Source organism: Mesorhizobium sp. M0701, assembly GCF_040320365.1.
In the GTDB taxonomy this organism is placed as follows: Bacteria; Pseudomonadota; Alphaproteobacteria; order Rhizobiales; family Rhizobiaceae; genus Mesorhizobium.
Genome location: NZ_JAMYPO010000013.1, coordinates 1 through 15998, shown reverse-complemented (window position 1 = coordinate 15998; position 15998 = coordinate 1). Strand labels below are relative to the sequence as shown.

The 15998-nt window shown below is 60.0% G+C and carries 16 protein-coding genes and 1 tRNA gene; 7 read left to right on the top strand and 10 right to left on the bottom strand.

Features of this window, described 5'->3' with window-relative positions; all coding sequences use genetic code 11:
* Positions 1 to 96 precede the first annotated feature (96 nt).
* A tRNA-Gln gene (locus tag NKI24_RS14945) sits at positions 97 to 170 on the top strand.
* Positions 171 to 558: 388 nt separating this feature from the next.
* On the opposite strand, the gene NKI24_RS14940 is transcribed toward NKI24_RS14945, so the two are convergent.
* Positions 559 to 1533 carry a hypothetical protein gene (locus NKI24_RS14940; protein ID WP_352449259.1) on the bottom strand — a complete coding sequence of 325 codons (975 nt, stop codon included), beginning with the start codon at positions 1531 to 1533 and terminating at the stop codon, positions 559 to 561.
* 489 nt (positions 1534 to 2022) lie between these two features.
* On the opposite strand from NKI24_RS14940, the gene NKI24_RS14935 reads away from it, so the two are divergent.
* Entirely contained in the window at positions 2023 to 2445 is a 423-nt protein-coding gene (locus NKI24_RS14935; RefSeq protein ID WP_023674444.1) for a CBS domain-containing protein, read from the top strand.
* 155 nt (positions 2446 to 2600) lie between these two features.
* Here NKI24_RS14935 and NKI24_RS14930 read toward each other — a convergent pair whose 3' ends face one another.
* The 7 genes from NKI24_RS14930 to NKI24_RS14900 all read right to left on the bottom strand — a co-directional run bounded on the left by NKI24_RS14930 (position 2601) and on the right by NKI24_RS14900 (position 9663).
* Positions 2601 to 3026, bottom strand: a complete 426-nt coding sequence (locus tag NKI24_RS14930; protein WP_352746280.1) for a hypothetical protein — start codon at positions 3024 to 3026, stop codon at positions 2601 to 2603.
* Between the two features lie 728 nt (positions 3027 to 3754).
* Positions 3755 to 4186: a YybH family protein gene (locus tag NKI24_RS14925; RefSeq protein ID WP_352745968.1), complete on the bottom strand. Its 432-nt coding sequence runs from the start codon at positions 4184 to 4186 to the stop codon at positions 3755 to 3757.
* 543 nt (positions 4187 to 4729) lie between these two features.
* The gene (locus NKI24_RS14920; protein WP_352746451.1) at positions 4730 to 5347 is read right to left on the bottom strand and encodes a glycoside hydrolase family 19 protein; all 618 of its coding nucleotides are present in this window, start codon (positions 5345 to 5347) and stop codon (positions 4730 to 4732) included.
* Between the two features lie 30 nt (positions 5348 to 5377).
* A complete protein-coding gene (locus tag NKI24_RS14915; RefSeq protein WP_352746278.1) occupies positions 5378 to 7633 on the bottom strand; it encodes a hypothetical protein in 2256 nt (751 codons plus the stop codon).
* Positions 7630 to 7902 (bottom strand): hypothetical protein, encoded by a 273-nt coding sequence (locus NKI24_RS14910; RefSeq protein ID WP_352746276.1) that lies wholly within the window; start codon positions 7900 to 7902, stop codon positions 7630 to 7632. Before NKI24_RS14910 ends, NKI24_RS14915 begins: the two co-directional genes overlap by 4 nt.
* Positions 7903 to 8200: 298 nt before the next feature.
* A complete protein-coding gene (locus NKI24_RS14905) occupies positions 8201 to 8857 on the bottom strand; it encodes an acyl-homoserine-lactone synthase (RefSeq protein ID WP_352746274.1) in 657 nt (218 codons plus the stop codon).
* 83 nt (positions 8858 to 8940) lie between these two features.
* Positions 8941 to 9663: a LuxR family transcriptional regulator gene (locus NKI24_RS14900; protein WP_352746272.1), complete on the bottom strand. Its 723-nt coding sequence runs from the start codon at positions 9661 to 9663 to the stop codon at positions 8941 to 8943.
* Positions 9664 to 9814: 151 nt separating this feature from the next.
* Here NKI24_RS14900 and NKI24_RS14895 point away from each other — a divergent pair, with 151 nt between their 5' ends.
* Genes NKI24_RS14895 through NKI24_RS14885 form a run of 3 tightly spaced genes read left to right on the top strand, consistent with a single transcriptional unit; the run spans position 9815 to position 12554 of the window.
* Entirely contained in the window at positions 9815 to 10462 is a 648-nt protein-coding gene (locus NKI24_RS14895; RefSeq protein ID WP_352746270.1) for a cysteine hydrolase family protein, read from the top strand.
* Entirely contained in the window at positions 10459 to 11778 is a 1320-nt protein-coding gene (locus NKI24_RS14890; RefSeq protein WP_352746267.1) for a type I glutamate--ammonia ligase, read from the top strand. The genes NKI24_RS14895 and NKI24_RS14890 overlap by 4 nt, the downstream gene beginning before the upstream one ends.
* Positions 11778 to 12554: an N-formylglutamate amidohydrolase gene (locus NKI24_RS14885; protein WP_352746264.1), complete on the top strand. Its 777-nt coding sequence runs from the start codon at positions 11778 to 11780 to the stop codon at positions 12552 to 12554. The genes NKI24_RS14890 and NKI24_RS14885 overlap by 1 nt, the downstream gene beginning before the upstream one ends.
* Before the next feature lie 63 nt (positions 12555 to 12617).
* On the opposite strand, the gene NKI24_RS14880 is transcribed toward NKI24_RS14885, so the two are convergent.
* Together NKI24_RS14880 and NKI24_RS14875 are read right to left on the bottom strand one after the other, a co-directional pair.
* Positions 12618 to 13313 carry a hypothetical protein gene (locus NKI24_RS14880; RefSeq protein ID WP_352746261.1) on the bottom strand — a complete coding sequence of 232 codons (696 nt, stop codon included), beginning with the start codon at positions 13311 to 13313 and terminating at the stop codon, positions 12618 to 12620.
* Positions 13314 to 13442: 129 nt separating this feature from the next.
* Positions 13443 to 14099: a hypothetical protein gene (locus tag NKI24_RS14875; RefSeq protein WP_352746258.1), complete on the bottom strand. Its 657-nt coding sequence runs from the start codon at positions 14097 to 14099 to the stop codon at positions 13443 to 13445.
* Positions 14100 to 14384: 285 nt separating this feature from the next.
* On the opposite strand from NKI24_RS14875, the gene NKI24_RS14870 reads away from it, so the two are divergent.
* Both NKI24_RS14870 and NKI24_RS14865 read left to right on the top strand, forming a co-directional pair.
* On the top strand, positions 14385 to 15011 hold the full coding sequence (locus tag NKI24_RS14870; RefSeq protein ID WP_352458749.1) for a DUF4129 domain-containing protein: 627 nt from the start codon (positions 14385 to 14387) through the stop codon (positions 15009 to 15011).
* Complete coding sequence (locus tag NKI24_RS14865) at positions 15008 to 15928, top strand: DUF4350 domain-containing protein (protein ID WP_352746256.1); 921 nt, start codon at positions 15008 to 15010, stop codon at positions 15926 to 15928. The genes NKI24_RS14870 and NKI24_RS14865 overlap by 4 nt, the downstream gene beginning before the upstream one ends.
* Positions 15929 to 15998 lie beyond the last annotated feature (70 nt).

Genomic DNA, 15998 nt, shown 5'->3' with positions numbered 1-15998 from the left:
CCCAGACACAGGGTTGACTATTTTCCGGCGGCGGCTACAAGGCACGCGCGGCGACATCGCCGCCCTGCCCGCGCGGTTTTCAACAACCGCGCCTGCTGGGGAATAGGTTAACGGTAGACCCACGGACTCTGACTCCGTTAGTCCTGGTTCGAATCCAGGTTCCCCAGCCAACAAGGCAAATCAGAGACTTATGGCGATCGGGATTTTTCGTTTCCTGCAATTTCGTGCCGCGACACGCCACACTGTTACCCGCTATCCAATTTGAACGACGGCAGGCGGCTGGTCCGCATCCGCTGCGGCTACTGCAAGAGCTCTACAATTATTTCCCCGATGATCTGATCCAGATTTTTGGCGATGTGGACATCGACTCGCTGGCTTACCGAATGAAAATGCGAAGACGGCAAGGATCACGGCAGGCTGGAAGTGGAGCCATTTTCCGCGACCAAGCGCGAGGCTGTCGGCCTTCGTATCCGCCGGCTGGGAATCAATCGTATTCCGGTATGGAGTGACGGATCGTAGGCAGGCTCTTGTGGCAAGACGGGGCCGCCCCGCTCGTATTCAAGCTCCTTCTGGCATCTTGTAAGGCTTGATGTATCCTCGACGTTCTAAATCGGCCCGGTCCTCGATTTTGGCCCCGTAAAGCTGTTGTCGAAGGTCCGATGCCTGATCCGGCCATAGTTGTTCTGCAATTTGCATCTTGTGGAGCACCGAATAATCTCGGTATGGAGAAGGAAACCTGGTTAGCAATAGAAACATTGCGCCAAAAATACCGCAAATAAAGACATAGACAACGATTATCTTACTGTAAACTCCAAGAGATGACGCAATCCATATTTCCTTCATCAGAAGCATACTTATTGCGTACACGCATGCTATTATTACAATCAACAACATCAAATAAAAATATACGAAATATTTGGAAGCAGCCGAATGAAAACCTGTAAAAACCAGATGTGGTATATTCGATGGAAAGTATTTCCCGATGGCAGTCTCTGGAATCAAAGCTGACTGCATAACATTGAGTATACCCCGAGGAAAAATCCGCTTGAGAAGGTGGGCTATAGCCCCGTCGACGATTGCTATGTTGGCCTGGAGGGTGGCCGCGTATATTCCGAGCGTGCTTGATATAGCGAGAAGAGATTCCGCAACACCTGGAGAGCTTTTAATAGAAATTCCATAGACGCTAACATCGGTTCCTAGGTGAAAGTAGTTCGCAACCAAAAAGGTAAAAAGTGATATATTTAAAATGGTGAATTTCCCACTTGATGACTTAAGATGATCCCTTCTGGCAACAAGCAAATCCAGCAACGATCGATCCAGCTTGCCGACATCATCATCGTCTACAAGTTCGAGGTCGTGGTCAATGATCTGGGCAGGACTCAGCCAGCGTCGCGGGAACATCGCATTGTAGCGCTTGCGTTCCCGAAGCCAAAAACCGAGGCGAGCAAAAGGAAAGCTGCACCAGAACCGAATTCGGTTCCAGGTTCGCGTCAGGACGGCTCGCCCTTTCGCTGCGCTGCTCGATAGGTTCACGGTGTCCCCCCGGGCCTTCTGGTCAGGATGCAGCGCCGGCGTCACCCCCGCAAGGGCGGCCTCGCGATTCCCACGGTTTATATCAATTCCTGCTTCGGCAGTGAATTACGGTGACAGTGCACTTTTTGCCATGCCGCCGCCTCAGCAGCATGGTGCACCTTGCCCGCGTTCCCGGTCTGCCGCAGCACCGTACAGGCGAGCCAAAGTGTTTTCACGTCCGAAGACTATGCGTTCCACAAGGACCGCTCATCGAATATTGCCGCATCGCCGATGTTGCGGTTATCGATGCTGGGGGATGCGGCAGACCGGGAACGCGGGCTAGGTGCACCATGCGGCGGGAGCGACATGGGTAAAAAGTGCACTGTCACCGTAATTCCGCATGACAACCACCGCAAAATGCGGGTCTGGATGATGACCTCTGGCAGCCAAACCCCGTCCGCGTTAGAATGGGACAGGGGACATTCACCAACCCAGCAAGGGAGGTCCGCCATGAAAGTCAAAGACGCAATGCATAAGGGTGTCGACTGGGTCAGCCCCGAAACCGCTGTCACCGAACTGGCGAAAATGATGCGAGCCCAGGATATCGGGTCGATTCCCATTGGAGAGAACGACCGACTGATCGGAATGGTGACCGACCGCGATATTGTCTGCAACGGACTGGCAGAAGATGGTTTCGACGGCCGCATCGCAACGGCGCGCGATGTTATGACGGCCGGCATTCACTGCTGCCGCGAAGACGACGATCTGGCCAAGGCCGTACGGCACATGGAAGAACTGAAAATCCGCAGGTTGCCGGTGATCAACAAGAATATGCGGATGGTCGGCATCCTTAGCGTCGGCGACGTCAGTCAGTCGGCACCGAGGGAACTGGTGTCCGAATACGTCAAGAGCGTTTCCGCCCACCACCACTGAAGGGCGGCTCGCCCGTGCGCTAAGGCCTCAGTCTGCCGCCGCGCTGGCCACAGCGCGCCGGCAGAAATGTCCGGTCATCGAGGCCGTGGCGCACCGGAAAAGCCCGCCGGCCGAAGCCGGCTGGAGCGTCTGCAGTCGCCAGAGTGTGGGTAACTTTATGCAGCCTTCAGGTTAATCACCCGCATCACTGCGACCGCTGTTCCGTTGTTCGTAGCAGCCTCCTTCGTGCTACCCTTGCCGCAGCTCCATACGTCACCCTCCTTGGCCGTGAACTGCATGTCTCCGGCCGTGACCTGCAGCTCGCCTTCAGTGACCGTGCAGACCATATCGTCGGCCATGACATCCCCGAGCGGGCTAGTTGCCTTTGGCTGGTAGACGACGTCTTCCATGGCAATTTTCTTGTACCCCTTGATATGGGAGTCTCGTGTTCCCAGTTCGACGAGCCGAACGCCGGGAAAAATCTCTTTGCCATCAGTCGGACCGTAGGTCTTGGCCGCTACCGGAATGGGCTTTGCGACCAATAGCTGGGCCGCCAACGAGGTGGCACCAAGGGCGAGAGCATTACGTCGATTCATCTTCATACCATCCTCCCTGAGTTAGTTTGCCCGACCGGGCGAACCTGATATTTTACGCGCCCGTTCAGCCAAATAGTCAAAACACAATTGGGCAAGCCAACGCCTGGCCTGCGCGCGTTCTGGCGTGCCGCTGTCCTACACCGCCGAAGTGCTTCGCGCGTCTTGGCGGCTCGCTGCGGCTGGCTGCGCATGGCCTGCCTGCCACACCTCTTGACTGTCCGAGCGGGTTAGATACTTTTTGCTGCGTGCCTTGAGAAAAGCGGTGCCGGGCACCTTGGTCAGCCGCGTGATAACCGACGAATGGGTGAGCCCTCACGTCGAAGAGAAAGAAGAAACAGCACCAGCTCTTGCTGGCCGCGCTGCCTAAAGCGAAACCGAAAATGACCTAGATTGTTGATGCGACGCGGGAAATTGGCCGCTAAGGATGAATTACGGTGACAGTGCACTTTTACCATGTCGCCTCCGCCGCATGGTGCACCTAGCCCGCGTTCCCGGTCTGCCGCATCCCCAGCACCGTACGGGCGAGCCAAAGTGTTTTCACGTCCGAAGACTATATGTTCCTGCTGATCGAGTATTGCCGCGTCGCCGATGTCGCGGTTTTTCAATGCGCCCGTGGGCCGAGAGTATCGGCGAGCAAATCGGCAAAGCCGTGAGAACCCGGAAAACGAGGCGGGCGGCGAAAAGAAAAATGGTGCACTGTCACCGTAATTCCTAAAACCTCTCCGGCAACCCTTCTATTCCCCGACAATGGACGTCGACGGGCGTGCCGAGGTTATCGGATCGGCATGACGAAGGACGATCCTCCACGCGCCTTCCTCGCGCCGGAATATGGTGGTGACTCGAAGCGCAATCGGCACCAGTTTGTTGCCACCACCGACCTTGGACTGGAACCGCTCGACCTCGATGATGTATCCCAAGTCGGCTGTCGCATACTCCGAGATGCGCTCAAAGCCGATGGCCTTGCCGTGCCGGTAATTGGTGGCGGCCCGTTCCATCGTCTCAGCGGCCTTTCTCCATCCCTTCGCCGGCGGGCCAAAGGGATTGGCAATAATGACGTCGTCCTGTCGCGAGTAGAGGTTTTTCAGGGGCTCAGGATCGCCCTTTACGAAGGCATCCAGAGCCAGATGATCCTGCTCGATAAATTTCGTCAGGTCGGAGGCTAACATCTTAACATCGCCCCATGACTAAAAAGAGAACTCTATCAAGCGCTTCATCCGCCCTTCGCCTTGCCGTAGGCGTTCGGGCTGGTGTCCGGAGTATAGATCAGAATTACGGTGAGTGCACTTTTGACAATGTAGCCCCCGCCGCACGGTGCACCTTGCCGGCGTTCCCGGTCTGCCGCATCGCGGGGCACCGTGCGGGTGAGCCAAAGTGTTTTCACGCCCGAAGACTATGGTTCCACAACAACTGCTTATCGAGTATTGCCGCGTCGCCGATGTCGCGGTTTTCGATGCACCCGGAGGCCGAGAGCATCGCCGGACAAATCGGCAAAGCCGTGAAACCCGGAAAACGAGGCAGGCAGTGGAATAGTGCACTGTCACCGTAATTCGGCGCTGCTCGGGCGTGTCGCCGGCATTGAGATTGTCGACCGCGTCATTTGCGATCTTCGATCGTTTCAGGACGCGGTCAGCTTGTATTCGCGGGCGAGACTGAGAGGTGGACACCGACACAAAAGACGGAACGCAGTGATCTAGGACAAGAGTCTCGCATCACACAGTGTAACTTAGCGCAGCATAGTACTTCTTCGCGTAACTGGCCACCAGGTCGGCCCGTTCGGTGCCGTTGATGATGCGTCGTGCGTTGCGCCAGTCGGCCTTCTGTCCATCGAAGAACTGCGACAGTCGGTATCTCGTGAAGATGCCATCGATCATGCCCCTGACCATGATGTTCGCCGCAACCAAGGGCTGCATGGCCAAATCCGGATTGGTGACCAGGTCTACCTTAAGCAGCCGCCCTATCCGTTCGTAATTGGCCTTGTGCGTAAGCTGCACGAGACCGCGTCCGAGCCAACTCTTGCCCTGCGAGTCCGGCCGCCAGTACGGATTCGTGACCCAAGGCAGACGTTTGGCGGCCCACGCCCGCTCGAGGATCGCGATCGCCCCCTGATCGGTGGCGGCGAAGGTTTCGCGGACCGGCTGCATGGTCCGTCCGGTCTCGTGATGCGCGGTGGCCAGCATATAAGCCAGCCAACGGTCGTCGAGGGTCGACAAGGCTGGTTCCCAGGTGTTCAGGATCGCAGTGATCCCGTTCACCTGCGACTGCGTCATCCGGCCATCGAACAGGTTGAGCCGAGCATGGTCGAACAAGAAGTTGCGATTTATTGGCATGGTCCTCAATCTCCGTTCCGTTCGCGTTGCTTACAACTCTGGGCCGGGTAGCGGCGCCTCAGGCGCCAACTCTGTTGTCTCTGGTACCGGGGTGACCGGTTTGGGCGCCGCCGGCGCGGGCCTGTCGCCGCATTCGGTTAGGTCGTCGGGCAGGCTGATCGTGACCCTGTCCGGCTGGATATCCACGCCTTCGCTGGTCCATACCCTCAGCGTTGCAGACCCCGGATTCACTGGGCGGCCAAGCTTGGTGAACTCCGCGATAATGCCCCTCATATTGGGAAGTACGGTGATCCGGTCGGCGCGTTCCGACCCGACGGTCACCATAGCACTGCGCCATAGCCGCAACCCGGGGATCAGGATCGAGGCCTTTCGGCAGGCAACGAGATTGATTTCCTTGTCCATCAACTCGTCATTTATCTGCGGGCGGCGAACCGCCTCCTCGCCGCCGATGAACGCGTCGAACGCTTCATAGTCGGGCGGAATCGGGACCGCGTAGCTGTAAGGCTCGCCGCTGTTTTCCGCAGAGGATGAACCCAGCCAACCGGTCCGCACGGTGACGGTGAGCCGGCTTGTCCACGCAGGGACAGAGATCAGCGCGAACTGCGACTTCTGGAACGGCGCACCGCCCGCACCGATGTCGATGACCCAGCCGAGATCAATCGACTTCGTTGACTGCGAATCGGTGAAGCCGACTGCCATCGGTTCCAGTGACGCTCGGCTTTGCCTGTCCATTGCATCGAAGCCAAACCGTGATACGCCATCTTCGCTCGCCGGATAATCGATGCTCACTGTGTTCGAGCGACCACTCAGCGCCGAGGTCGCCTCCATCCGCGGGAACAGCGAATAGGCATACATATCAGGCTGGATGACCTTCTCAATGAAGTTGAAGTATCCGGCCGGAATAGTGACGTAAGTAGGACACGCCTCCGGCGCCTGTTCTACTTCGCCGGATTTCGGACAATAATCATCAACCTTTCCGATAGTTTTAGCATAATTTAAGATGGATCGAAAATTTCGATAATGCAACGAGTTGTCAACTCCGTTTGGTTGCTTATATGAATAGGCTGACTCCTGCGAATCTACTTCGTCTACCTTTGTATATCTTCCTATCTCGTACTTTTTGCTTGCAATGATGTAGACTGTGTCGTCCACTGGATCGACGATAAACTCGGGGCGATTGGCGCATCCACCTTCGCTTGGGATCCTGACACTGATGGCCAGGAACTTGTTCCAGGGGTCGGGCAGTGCGACTTGCTCCAACGTGATCCCTGACCCTCCTCCGCCCAGCTTGGCGTTGTCGAGGGCTAGAACTGTGTTGACCGTCGAGGCGATCTCCGGCCGCCAGCTCGTCGCCGACCCAGCGCATTGCGGCTGCTTGCAAACGCACTTGGTCTCCATGATCTGCAGGAAATGCGAGTTTAGGCGCCAGCGGACATTGGCCAGCCACTGCGTATAGAGGTTGAAGGAATTATAGTTTGGATTATTGGGATTGTTCTTGATATCCGCAAAGGTGCTCTCAAAGTATTTCCGCAGATGGTATGGAAGCTCGGGGAACTTGTTTTCCGCATCATTCTCTTCGAAGATAAGATCGGACTGGCCGGTGATCGACAATCGGACGAAGGCGCGGCCGGCCGTGAACTTTCCCGGATAGACGGTCGTGTCGAACTTTAGGCCGTAAACGGAATTGCCGGTGAGGTCGTGGCGGTCGTCAAGCAGGTTCTCGAGCACGCTCTGGCGGATCATGTCGCGGGCAGCGGCACGGATCACATAGGCGTCGACGAATGAAAGTACGGGGCGTGGCACTTCGTCCGACTTCGCGGCCGCCTCGGTGGCCGAAGCGCCCGGCACCGATGAGATTCCCGGGATCAGTGGCGCAGCGGGATCGTAGACCGGAGCCGTAGTCGGTGCCGCCTCAGGTTCGGCTCTAGGTTTGTCAGCTCCGCCGTATCGAATGGCGCTATCGTGCTGGTTCACCACGGCGTAATGAACTTCGTCTTTGTTCCGGTCGAGAGCCTTGAGCTGCTCGCGCAGCCAAAAATCCTGGTCGTTGCGGTCGTTGACGAGCCGTTCGCGCGTGTAGACGCCCGGGCTGCTGACGTAGATTCGGCCAGTCGGCCCGATCATCCAGCCGTAGAGCCGAAGCGGCTGGAACTCAGTCACCAGTAGCAGAAGCGCTGCTGCGAGCCCTCCCAAGAACAGTTTGGAGGGCGATAGGAAAGAAAGGACGGCCCACGCGCCGTTCACGATCCGGTCCCGCGTCGAAACCAAATTTTGGCTGTCGGTCACGGTTTGCACCCGCGATCCACGGTTTGCACCAACACGCCGTCTTCGTAGACTTCCACTACTTTGCGCTGACCGCTCGTACATGCGAGGTCCGTGACCGTTTTTGGGACGCTCGTCCTCACGGGGCGCTCCGGCGCGTTCTGTCCACCGGTCTGGCAGAAGCCGAGATCAACGCCGAGTAAACCTGAAAGCGCCATCGCCAGCACAATCGCATAAAGGCTTTGCGCCGCGGGACAAGACTGCCGAGGCGAGATTAAAGCCGGATCGAACATCACGTCCTCCATTCTCGCGTGTGGTCGGGTTAAGGGATAATTGTTCCTTGGAACTGGCCGCAGAAACAGGGGCTGCCGATTGGCTGCGGGGGCACGAAGCAAATGCCGACGGGAGTTGCGCAGCGCGCGCTGAATGCTTGAGCGAGAACTTCCGCCTTAGCTGGGCCCATACGCTGTTCCCTAAACGAATCATGATAGGTAGTTAAAGCTACCAAACCTGAAGTAATAGTAGCGATTAAACCCAATACGTTTCTTTTCGACATGGGGTATTTGTGCCCTTTTTAGACTATACGCTCGCCTAACTAGCCAGCGGCTTTTCCTGAAGAGGCGCAGAGAAGGGCAGTTGCGCCCCCCGCCGAACCAGCAAACTCTGCTCAATCCCCAGTATCTTCCGCACGCTCGCCAGCGCCGCCTCATTCACTTCGATGTACGCGACGATGTACCACTCGCCGTTTTCTTCCCTCGCCATCCCCATTGGCTCGGCGTTCCATTTGAGGGCGCCGTGGTGAGGCATGAAGTACGTTTCCTGGATGCCGCCGACGGCGCTGAGGCCCTCGTCGAGGGCGTATTCCATCACCGCGCAGCACAGCTGCGTCAGCGTGCCCCGCAACCCGCTTGAGCGTTTGTCGGGAACGACGAATGTGCGGGTCCATTCGGCCCAATCGGGACGCCTCGGGACGCCCGATTTTTCGCACATGTGAGAAAAAACCTCCGAGACCATGTGCGGCTCGCTCGTTGGGATCAATCGAGCCGAAGTCACCACGCGACCATCTTCGATACCGAGCAGGTAAGTCGCCGCGTCTGTATCGAATTGATCTAGCTCGCGACCGTCCGGGCTTGGAGGGCGCCAATGTTTCTGGTGCACGAAGAAGTCGTGCCGCCGGCGCAGAAACTCGTCGAATTCGTTTTCATAGAGATGCTTGTTATGCGCATTGACTACGTGGGCCGTTATCATGGCGCGATCCCCCGACCGTTCTCGCAGGGATACTCGCAGTCGCGCTAATATACGTCACCTGTCCGATGGGACAGTTGACGCGATTAGGGATGGATCAGACGCCGGCGCACCGCCTCGACGACCGCCTGCGTGGTCGTGCCGACACCAAAAGCCTCGCGAGCCCGTGTCGAGTGCCATTTGACCGTGCGCTCGGTCAGGCCGAGAATCTGCGAGGTTTCGGATGAGGTCTTGCCGGCCGCCGCCCACAAGAGCACTTCTTTTTCGCGGTCGGTCAGCACGCCCTCGTGGTCGTCATCGTCATTGGCCAAGGCCTGGATCGACATGCCGGCATAGACCGCCATGGTCACCAGTTGCACCTGATGGCGGGGCGACAGGGTGCAGAACTTCGCGGAAGACGCAAACGACAGCACGGATTGCCAATGATGAACGCTGAGCATCGGTACGGCGAAGCCGCTACAGATGCCGAACTCCGTCGCCTCGCCGGCAACGCGTCGTGAGCCCTCTGTATCCGACCACTTTGCCGGGACTTCGGACCAGAGGAACGGCTTCAAGGTCTTTGCCGAGTAAACGCAAACGCCGTCGACGGCGGCATGCTCGGCCTCGACATAGCGCTCAAACCAGCCGCCCGGCCAGCCATTCAGTTCGACCATCGGTGCAAGCTTCTGCCCGCCAAGCGGCACCCCGCTCAGGATAAGGTGCTCGAAACCGAGATTTCGCACGGTTTCAAGAAGGTCGCTCAGCAGTGGCCCGGTAGCTGTGTGCTTCCTGCAGCGTTCGACAAAGTCGAACACGTCTGAATCGATCATGACAGAGACCCCCCGTCTCCACGCCGGAAAGCAGGTATACCTCAAATTAGCGACTTCGAATATCCCAATAAGTGCGTCCGCCACACAGGACGCCTGGACCAAAATCAGCTAAATCAGCCAGACTTTGATCAGCGAAGCAGGACCACCAAACATGACGCCATCATTGCCGAAACGAAACGAGCCCTTCCGGGCTGGCGAAACCGCGCTGCTGCTGGTCGACATGCAGCGCGTCTGGCTGGAGCCGGGTGCTGATCCAGCACATCCGGAGCGTGGGCCCGATCACTATTTCTACCGGCAGACGGCGTCGCAAACGATCCCCAACCAGGAGCGCCTGCTGGCGGCGGCGCGGGCCAACGGCGTCGAGGTGATCCACACGATCATCCAGAGCCTGACCGAGGACGGCCGCGACCGCTCGCTCGACCACAAGCTGACGCCGATCCATATCGCGCCGAGCCGGCCGGAGGGGCTGCCGGTGCCGTCGCTGGCGCCGGTCGGCGACGAGATCATGCTGCCGAAGACATCGTCGGGCGTCTTCAACTCGACCAACATCGACTATGTCTTGAAAAACCTCGGCGTGCGCTACCTGATCGTCGCCGGCATCATGACCGACCAGTGCGTCGACATGGCGGTGCGCGATGCCGCCGATCGCGGCTATCTCGTCACCTGCGTATCCGATGCCTGCGCCGCCGCCTCGCAGGAGCGTCATGACGGTGCGCTAAAAGCCTTCGGTGGCTATTGCTGGGTCGCTGATACCGCCACCGTTACGGGCCGTTTCGAAGCCTTGGGAAAAGCTGCATGACATCGACCGTCGAACCGCTGGTTGCCGTCGTCACCACCGATCTGTCGGCGATCACGCGCGGCCGCTCGGTCGTCGAAAGCAAGCTGCAGAAGATCGCCGCGACCGGCGTCGGCTGGCTGCAGGCCAATCTGTCGCTGACGCCGTTCAACTCGATCGTCGATCCCAATCCCTGGGGCTCGTCAGGCGATGTGCGGCTCGTTCCCGATCTCAACGCGCGGTTCCGCACGGCGCTGACCGGATCGGCGACGCCTTTCGACATGGTCGCCGGCAACATCGTCGAACTCGACGGCAGCCCGTGGGTCGGCTGTACGCGGACCATGCTCAAGGATGCGCTGGCGGAGTTGAAGGCGGCGGCCGGGCTTTCCGTCATCGCCGCCTTCGAGCATGAATTCCATATCGAGGGCGACTTCGGCCCGGCCCATTCGATGTCGTTGGCCGCACTGCGCCGCGCCGACCCGTTTGCCGCCAATCTGATGGCGGCGCTGGCGGAAGCCGGCGTCGCGCCCGAAGTGGTGATCGCCGAATTCGGCACCGACCAGTTCGAGGTGACGTGCGAGCCAACCGATGCGCTTGCCGCGGCCGATCGCGCCGTCGCCATCCGCGAGATCACGCGCGAAATCGCGCGATGCGCCGGCTGGCGGGCGAGCTTCGCGCCGAAGATCGCGCCGGATGCCGTCGGCAACGGCGTCCATATCCATTTCAGTTTCGTCGACGAGGCCGGCAAGCCGGCGACCTGCGACCCGGCCCAGCCTGGCGGCCTTTCCAGCCGTGCCGCTTCGTTCTGTGCCGGCGTGCTGCGCCACCTGCCCGCGATCACCGCCATGACGGCGGCGAGTGTGTCGTCCTACTACCGGCTGAAGCCGCATAGCTGGAGCTCGTCCTACACCTGGCTTGCCGATCGCGACCGCGAGGCGAGCCTGCGCATCTGCCCGACGGTGACGATCTGCGGGCGCGATCCGGCGCGGCAGTACAACATCGAATACCGGGCAGCCGACGCCACCGGCAATCCCTATTTGTCGCTGGCGGCGATCGTGCGCGCCGGGCTGGAGGGGCTGAAGGCCAAGCTGCCGACGCCGCCGCTTGTCTCGGGCGACCCGACGCTGATGAGCGTTGCCGAGCGCAAGAAGCTTGGCCTCGTGCGGCTGCCGGAAACGCTGCCTGCGGCACTCGACGCGCTCGTTGCCGACAAGACCGTCACCGGATGGTTCGCGCCGGTGTTCGTCGAGACCTTTGTCGGCCTCAAGCGGCATGAGACCGAGCGCCTCGCCGGTCTCGACCCAGTGGCTGTCTGCGATCTCTACCGGACGCTGTATTGATGGCTGAGCCGCTTGCCAACGCCATCCTACCGGAAGGTTGGCTTCCAGCGGTCGAAGCGATCAACGAAACGGGGCGTTCCGATATCGTTCTGATATGCGAGCACGCTTCCAATCATATTCCGGCAGAGTATGCGCGGCTCGGTCTCGACAGCAGCCATTTGCAGCGCCATATCGCCTGGGACATCGGCGCCGCCGAAGTGACCCGCACTCTGTCGAAGCTGCTCGATGCTCCGGCTTTCCTCAGCTGCTATTCGCGGCTTTTGATCGATCTCAACCGGCCGCTTGGTTCCAGCGGCAGCATTCCGGTGCAATCCGAGGACACCGGCATCCCCGGCAATGTCGGCCTCGATCCGGAGGAACGAAGCCGGCGTGCCGAAGTCATGTTCGCGCCGTTTCATGACCGCGTGGCCGCCCATCTCGACGACCGGGCGAAGCAGGGCAGACCGACGCGGATCGCGACGATCCACTCCTTCACGCCGGTCTTCCTCGGCATTGCGCGGGCCTGGCACGCCGGCGTGCTTTACGATCGGGCAGTCGATTTCGGCCAGGCAGTGCTTGCCGGCCTGCGCGCCGACAGCGGGCTCAACGCCGCGGCAAACGAGCCCTACGTGATCAGCCGCGACGGCGACTATGCCATACCCGTCCACAGCGACGATCGCGGCATTCCCGCGGTCCTCATCGAGATCAGGCAGGACCTGCTCGCGAGCCGCTCCGGCATCGAGGAATGGGCGAAGCGGCTGGCGGCGGCATTGCCGGTGCAGACACAGGCTTTGTGAACAAGCTCGGCTCAGTAGCGCAACGCGAGAGCCGAGCCGTCGGTGAAAAGCCTCCACCCGTCCTCAGGAGAAGATTTCCGCCAAGTCTTCGACGCTGGTGCCTTCCTTGACTTGCCGCAATTCGACATAGCTGACCGCTGCGGCGATCGACAATACGACTTGCTCGGCTGCGCCCCGCAAGGCGTCCAGGAAGAACCCGAGCGTAATGCCTAAGGAAGATAGGACGCGGTCCGACGCAAAATTGATTGCGACCGAAGCCACGAATAGGGGAAACCAGAGACCGAGCAGACGCCAGCGGCTCCCCTTGGAAAGGTCGCGGCTGCGACCCAAACTCGCGAATACTCCCAAACGTTCCTGTATCAGAACCGGTATCGCTACAACCCAGAGAACCAACCACAACAATCCCGGAACGATGAGCAGCACGAGGCCGACTGTGAAGCCGATGTTGACAATCAGCGAAATGCCGATTGCCGGCAGCAGGAGCGCCAAGGCTGTCCCCATACAATCTCGCATCGACGGCCGCTTGCCGCTCAAATCCTCGATCGCAGCGCGCGTCAGCACCGCCTCCAGGAAAGCCATAAGGACCACATAGCCGATCGCGCCAACGACCGTGAGCACGAGCCGTTGAACCGAGAATTCCGCAACGCCATGCTCGATATTCGTAACGGATTTCCAGAACCAGAGCGCAAACACGAATCTGGGCAAGGTGTAGAAAATCAGGGCAAGCCCGAGGCAGAGCGCGAGATTGCGGCCGATCACCGCAAAGCTGGCGCCGAAAACCCTGCCGATACGAAATGTGTTGGGCTGGTCCAGCGCTATTGACGCCACGATATTACCTATCCAGTCCAGACCGATCCTGACGCGATGAAGGCAGCAAATCCCTTGCCGCTACGAGAAGATTTCCGCCAAGTCTTCGACGCTGGTGCCTTCCTTGACCTGGCGCAGCTCGACATAGCTGACTGCCGGGGCGACCGACGTCACAATGGATACGATCGCTGTCACCAGGGCGCCAAGAAATATGCCGGTGGTTATGCCAAAGACCATGATCGCACGGGTGAGCACGGCCTGGATCAGCACCACAGCTATGAACAGGACAATCCAGAATCCGAACAGAGCCCAGCGGCTTCCTTTGGTAAGTTCCCGGCTGCGCTTCATGCTGCCGAAGACCCCCAGTCTTTCCTGAACCAAAACAGGCACAGCGACAGACCAACGAAGCCATAATATGATGCCGGGAACGAGCAGAAGCATCGCGCCGGCGGCGGCGCCGAGGCTCACCAGCACCGCGATGCCTATCACCGGCAGCAGGAGGGAGATTGCCGTCCTGAGGCAATCGCCAATCAATGGTCGCTTGCCGTTCAGATCCTCGATCGCAGCACGCACCAGCGCCGCCTGCAGGATTGCCGACAGTGTCATGGAAACCAACACGCCAACGATCGTGGCAATGATTCGTTGGGCTGAGAACTCCGGAACGCCAGCCTCGACGTTGGTCGCCCATTTCCAAATCCAAAGCTGGTAAAGAAGCGTAGGCAAGCCTGAGAACAGCATGGCCAATCCGAGGCAAAGCACCGGATTGCGGCTGATGACAGCGAAGCTGTCGTTGAAAACCCTGCCGATGCGAAATTTGTTCGGCCGTTCCAGTGTCACTGATGTCACGATACGTCCCCCTGCCTCGCCGCCGCATGTGGCTGGCGGCCCCGCTGGTAAATCTGCCAAGATTGGCGGTCGCCGTCCAGCCCACTTGCAATTGTTCCGCTGCATTGTCAGTGTCGGCTGTTCCGCTGCATTGTCAGTGTCGGCTGGGAACCACAGGTTGCAGGGGAGCGGGTGGCGGTGGCACAGCCAGGCACAGCGGAAGCCGAACGGCTGACCAATCTGCACAAGCAGCTGATCGCCGATGAGTCGATCCAGTTCGACCTGCCGGCCTATGTGCCGCCGAAGCCGCCCGAGTGGCTGAAACCGCTGCAGGATTTTTTGTCGTGGCTCGGTCCCTACATGATCTATCTGTTCTGGGGGGCGGTGATATCGGGCGTCGCAATCATCCTGCTTCTGGTCTTCCTTGAGGTGAAAGGCATCGCCTGGCGGCTGCCGTGGCAGCGCGCCCGACCCGAAGTCGAAGACGAAGAAGCCTGGCGCCCCGACGCCGGCGCCGCGCAGATCCTGTTGTCGCAAGCGGATGCGCTGGCCGCACGCGGCGACTACGACGAGGCGGTTCACCTTTTGCTTCGGCGCAGCGTCGCCGATATTGCCGGCCGGCTGCCGGACTTCCTGCGCCCGTCGCTCACCGCGCGCGACATCGCCAATGCCCCTTCCCTGCCGGGAAGGGCGCGCCATGCGTTTACCGAGATCGCCCGCATTGTCGAGGCGGCGCTGTTCGCGCGTCGGCCGGTCGGCGCGGAAGGCTGGCGGCAGGCGCGCGGCGCCTATGAACGTTTCGCCTTCCGGGATGCCTGGACGTGAGTGCACCGGCGGTCGAGGCACAGGAGCCGTTCAATCGAAAGACACTGTTTTGGGGGATTTTCGCCAGCCTCCTTGCGGCAGCCGGTTTCTTCCTGCTGTCCACCTATGCTCCCGATTTCCGGCAACCCGGCAATGGCGGCGCCACGCCGCTGTCGAAAAGCGGCGTCGGCTACGCCGGCCTGGCGGAGTGGCTGCGGCTCACCGGCGAAGCGCCCTTGATGGCGCGGACCGAAGACGATCTTGCCCGAGTTATACTGCTGATCGTCACCATCTCGCCCGACAGCGATCCGGAGGCGCTCGACCACATCCTGAAACTTCGCCAGGACCAGAACACGCTTTTCGTGCTGCCCAAATGGCAGATCCTGCCGCTGCAGGGGCATGAAGGCTGGAACATGAAATTCGGGCGATTGCCCGGTTCGGTGGTGAACGAATGGCTTGGCCGCATCGCCGATGCGAAGATCGGTGCCGGCCAGAGCACGGCAAAGCAACTCGACATCGAAGGCAACATGGTTGCCGCACCCGAAGAATTGCAGTGGGTGGCCGACAAGTACCCTCTCATCGCAGCCGGCAATGACAAGGCTGTGCTTACCGAACTAGACGACAAGCCGTTCTATATCCTGACTGACCCCGACCTGATCAACAACGCCGCCCTCAAGGATCCCGAAAAGGCAGCAGCCGCGCTCGGGCTGATTGCCTTGCTCCAGCCTGACGACGGCCCGGTGATGTTCGATCTGACGCTGCACGGCGCGGGGCGGAAGTATGATCTGGCCAAGCTTCTGGTCGAGCCGCCGTTCCTGGCGCTGACACTGACCATCCTGATCGCTGCGGCGCTGGCGTTCCTGCATGGCCTTGGCCGGTTCGGCCCGCCGCGTATAGACCCCCGCGCCGGTAGCGGGGGGACACGGGGGGGTGTGTGAGAGACCGGGAGGGTGATGGGGGGGGGGGGGCCGGGGGGGGGGGCGGGGGGGCCGGGGGGGGGCGGGATTG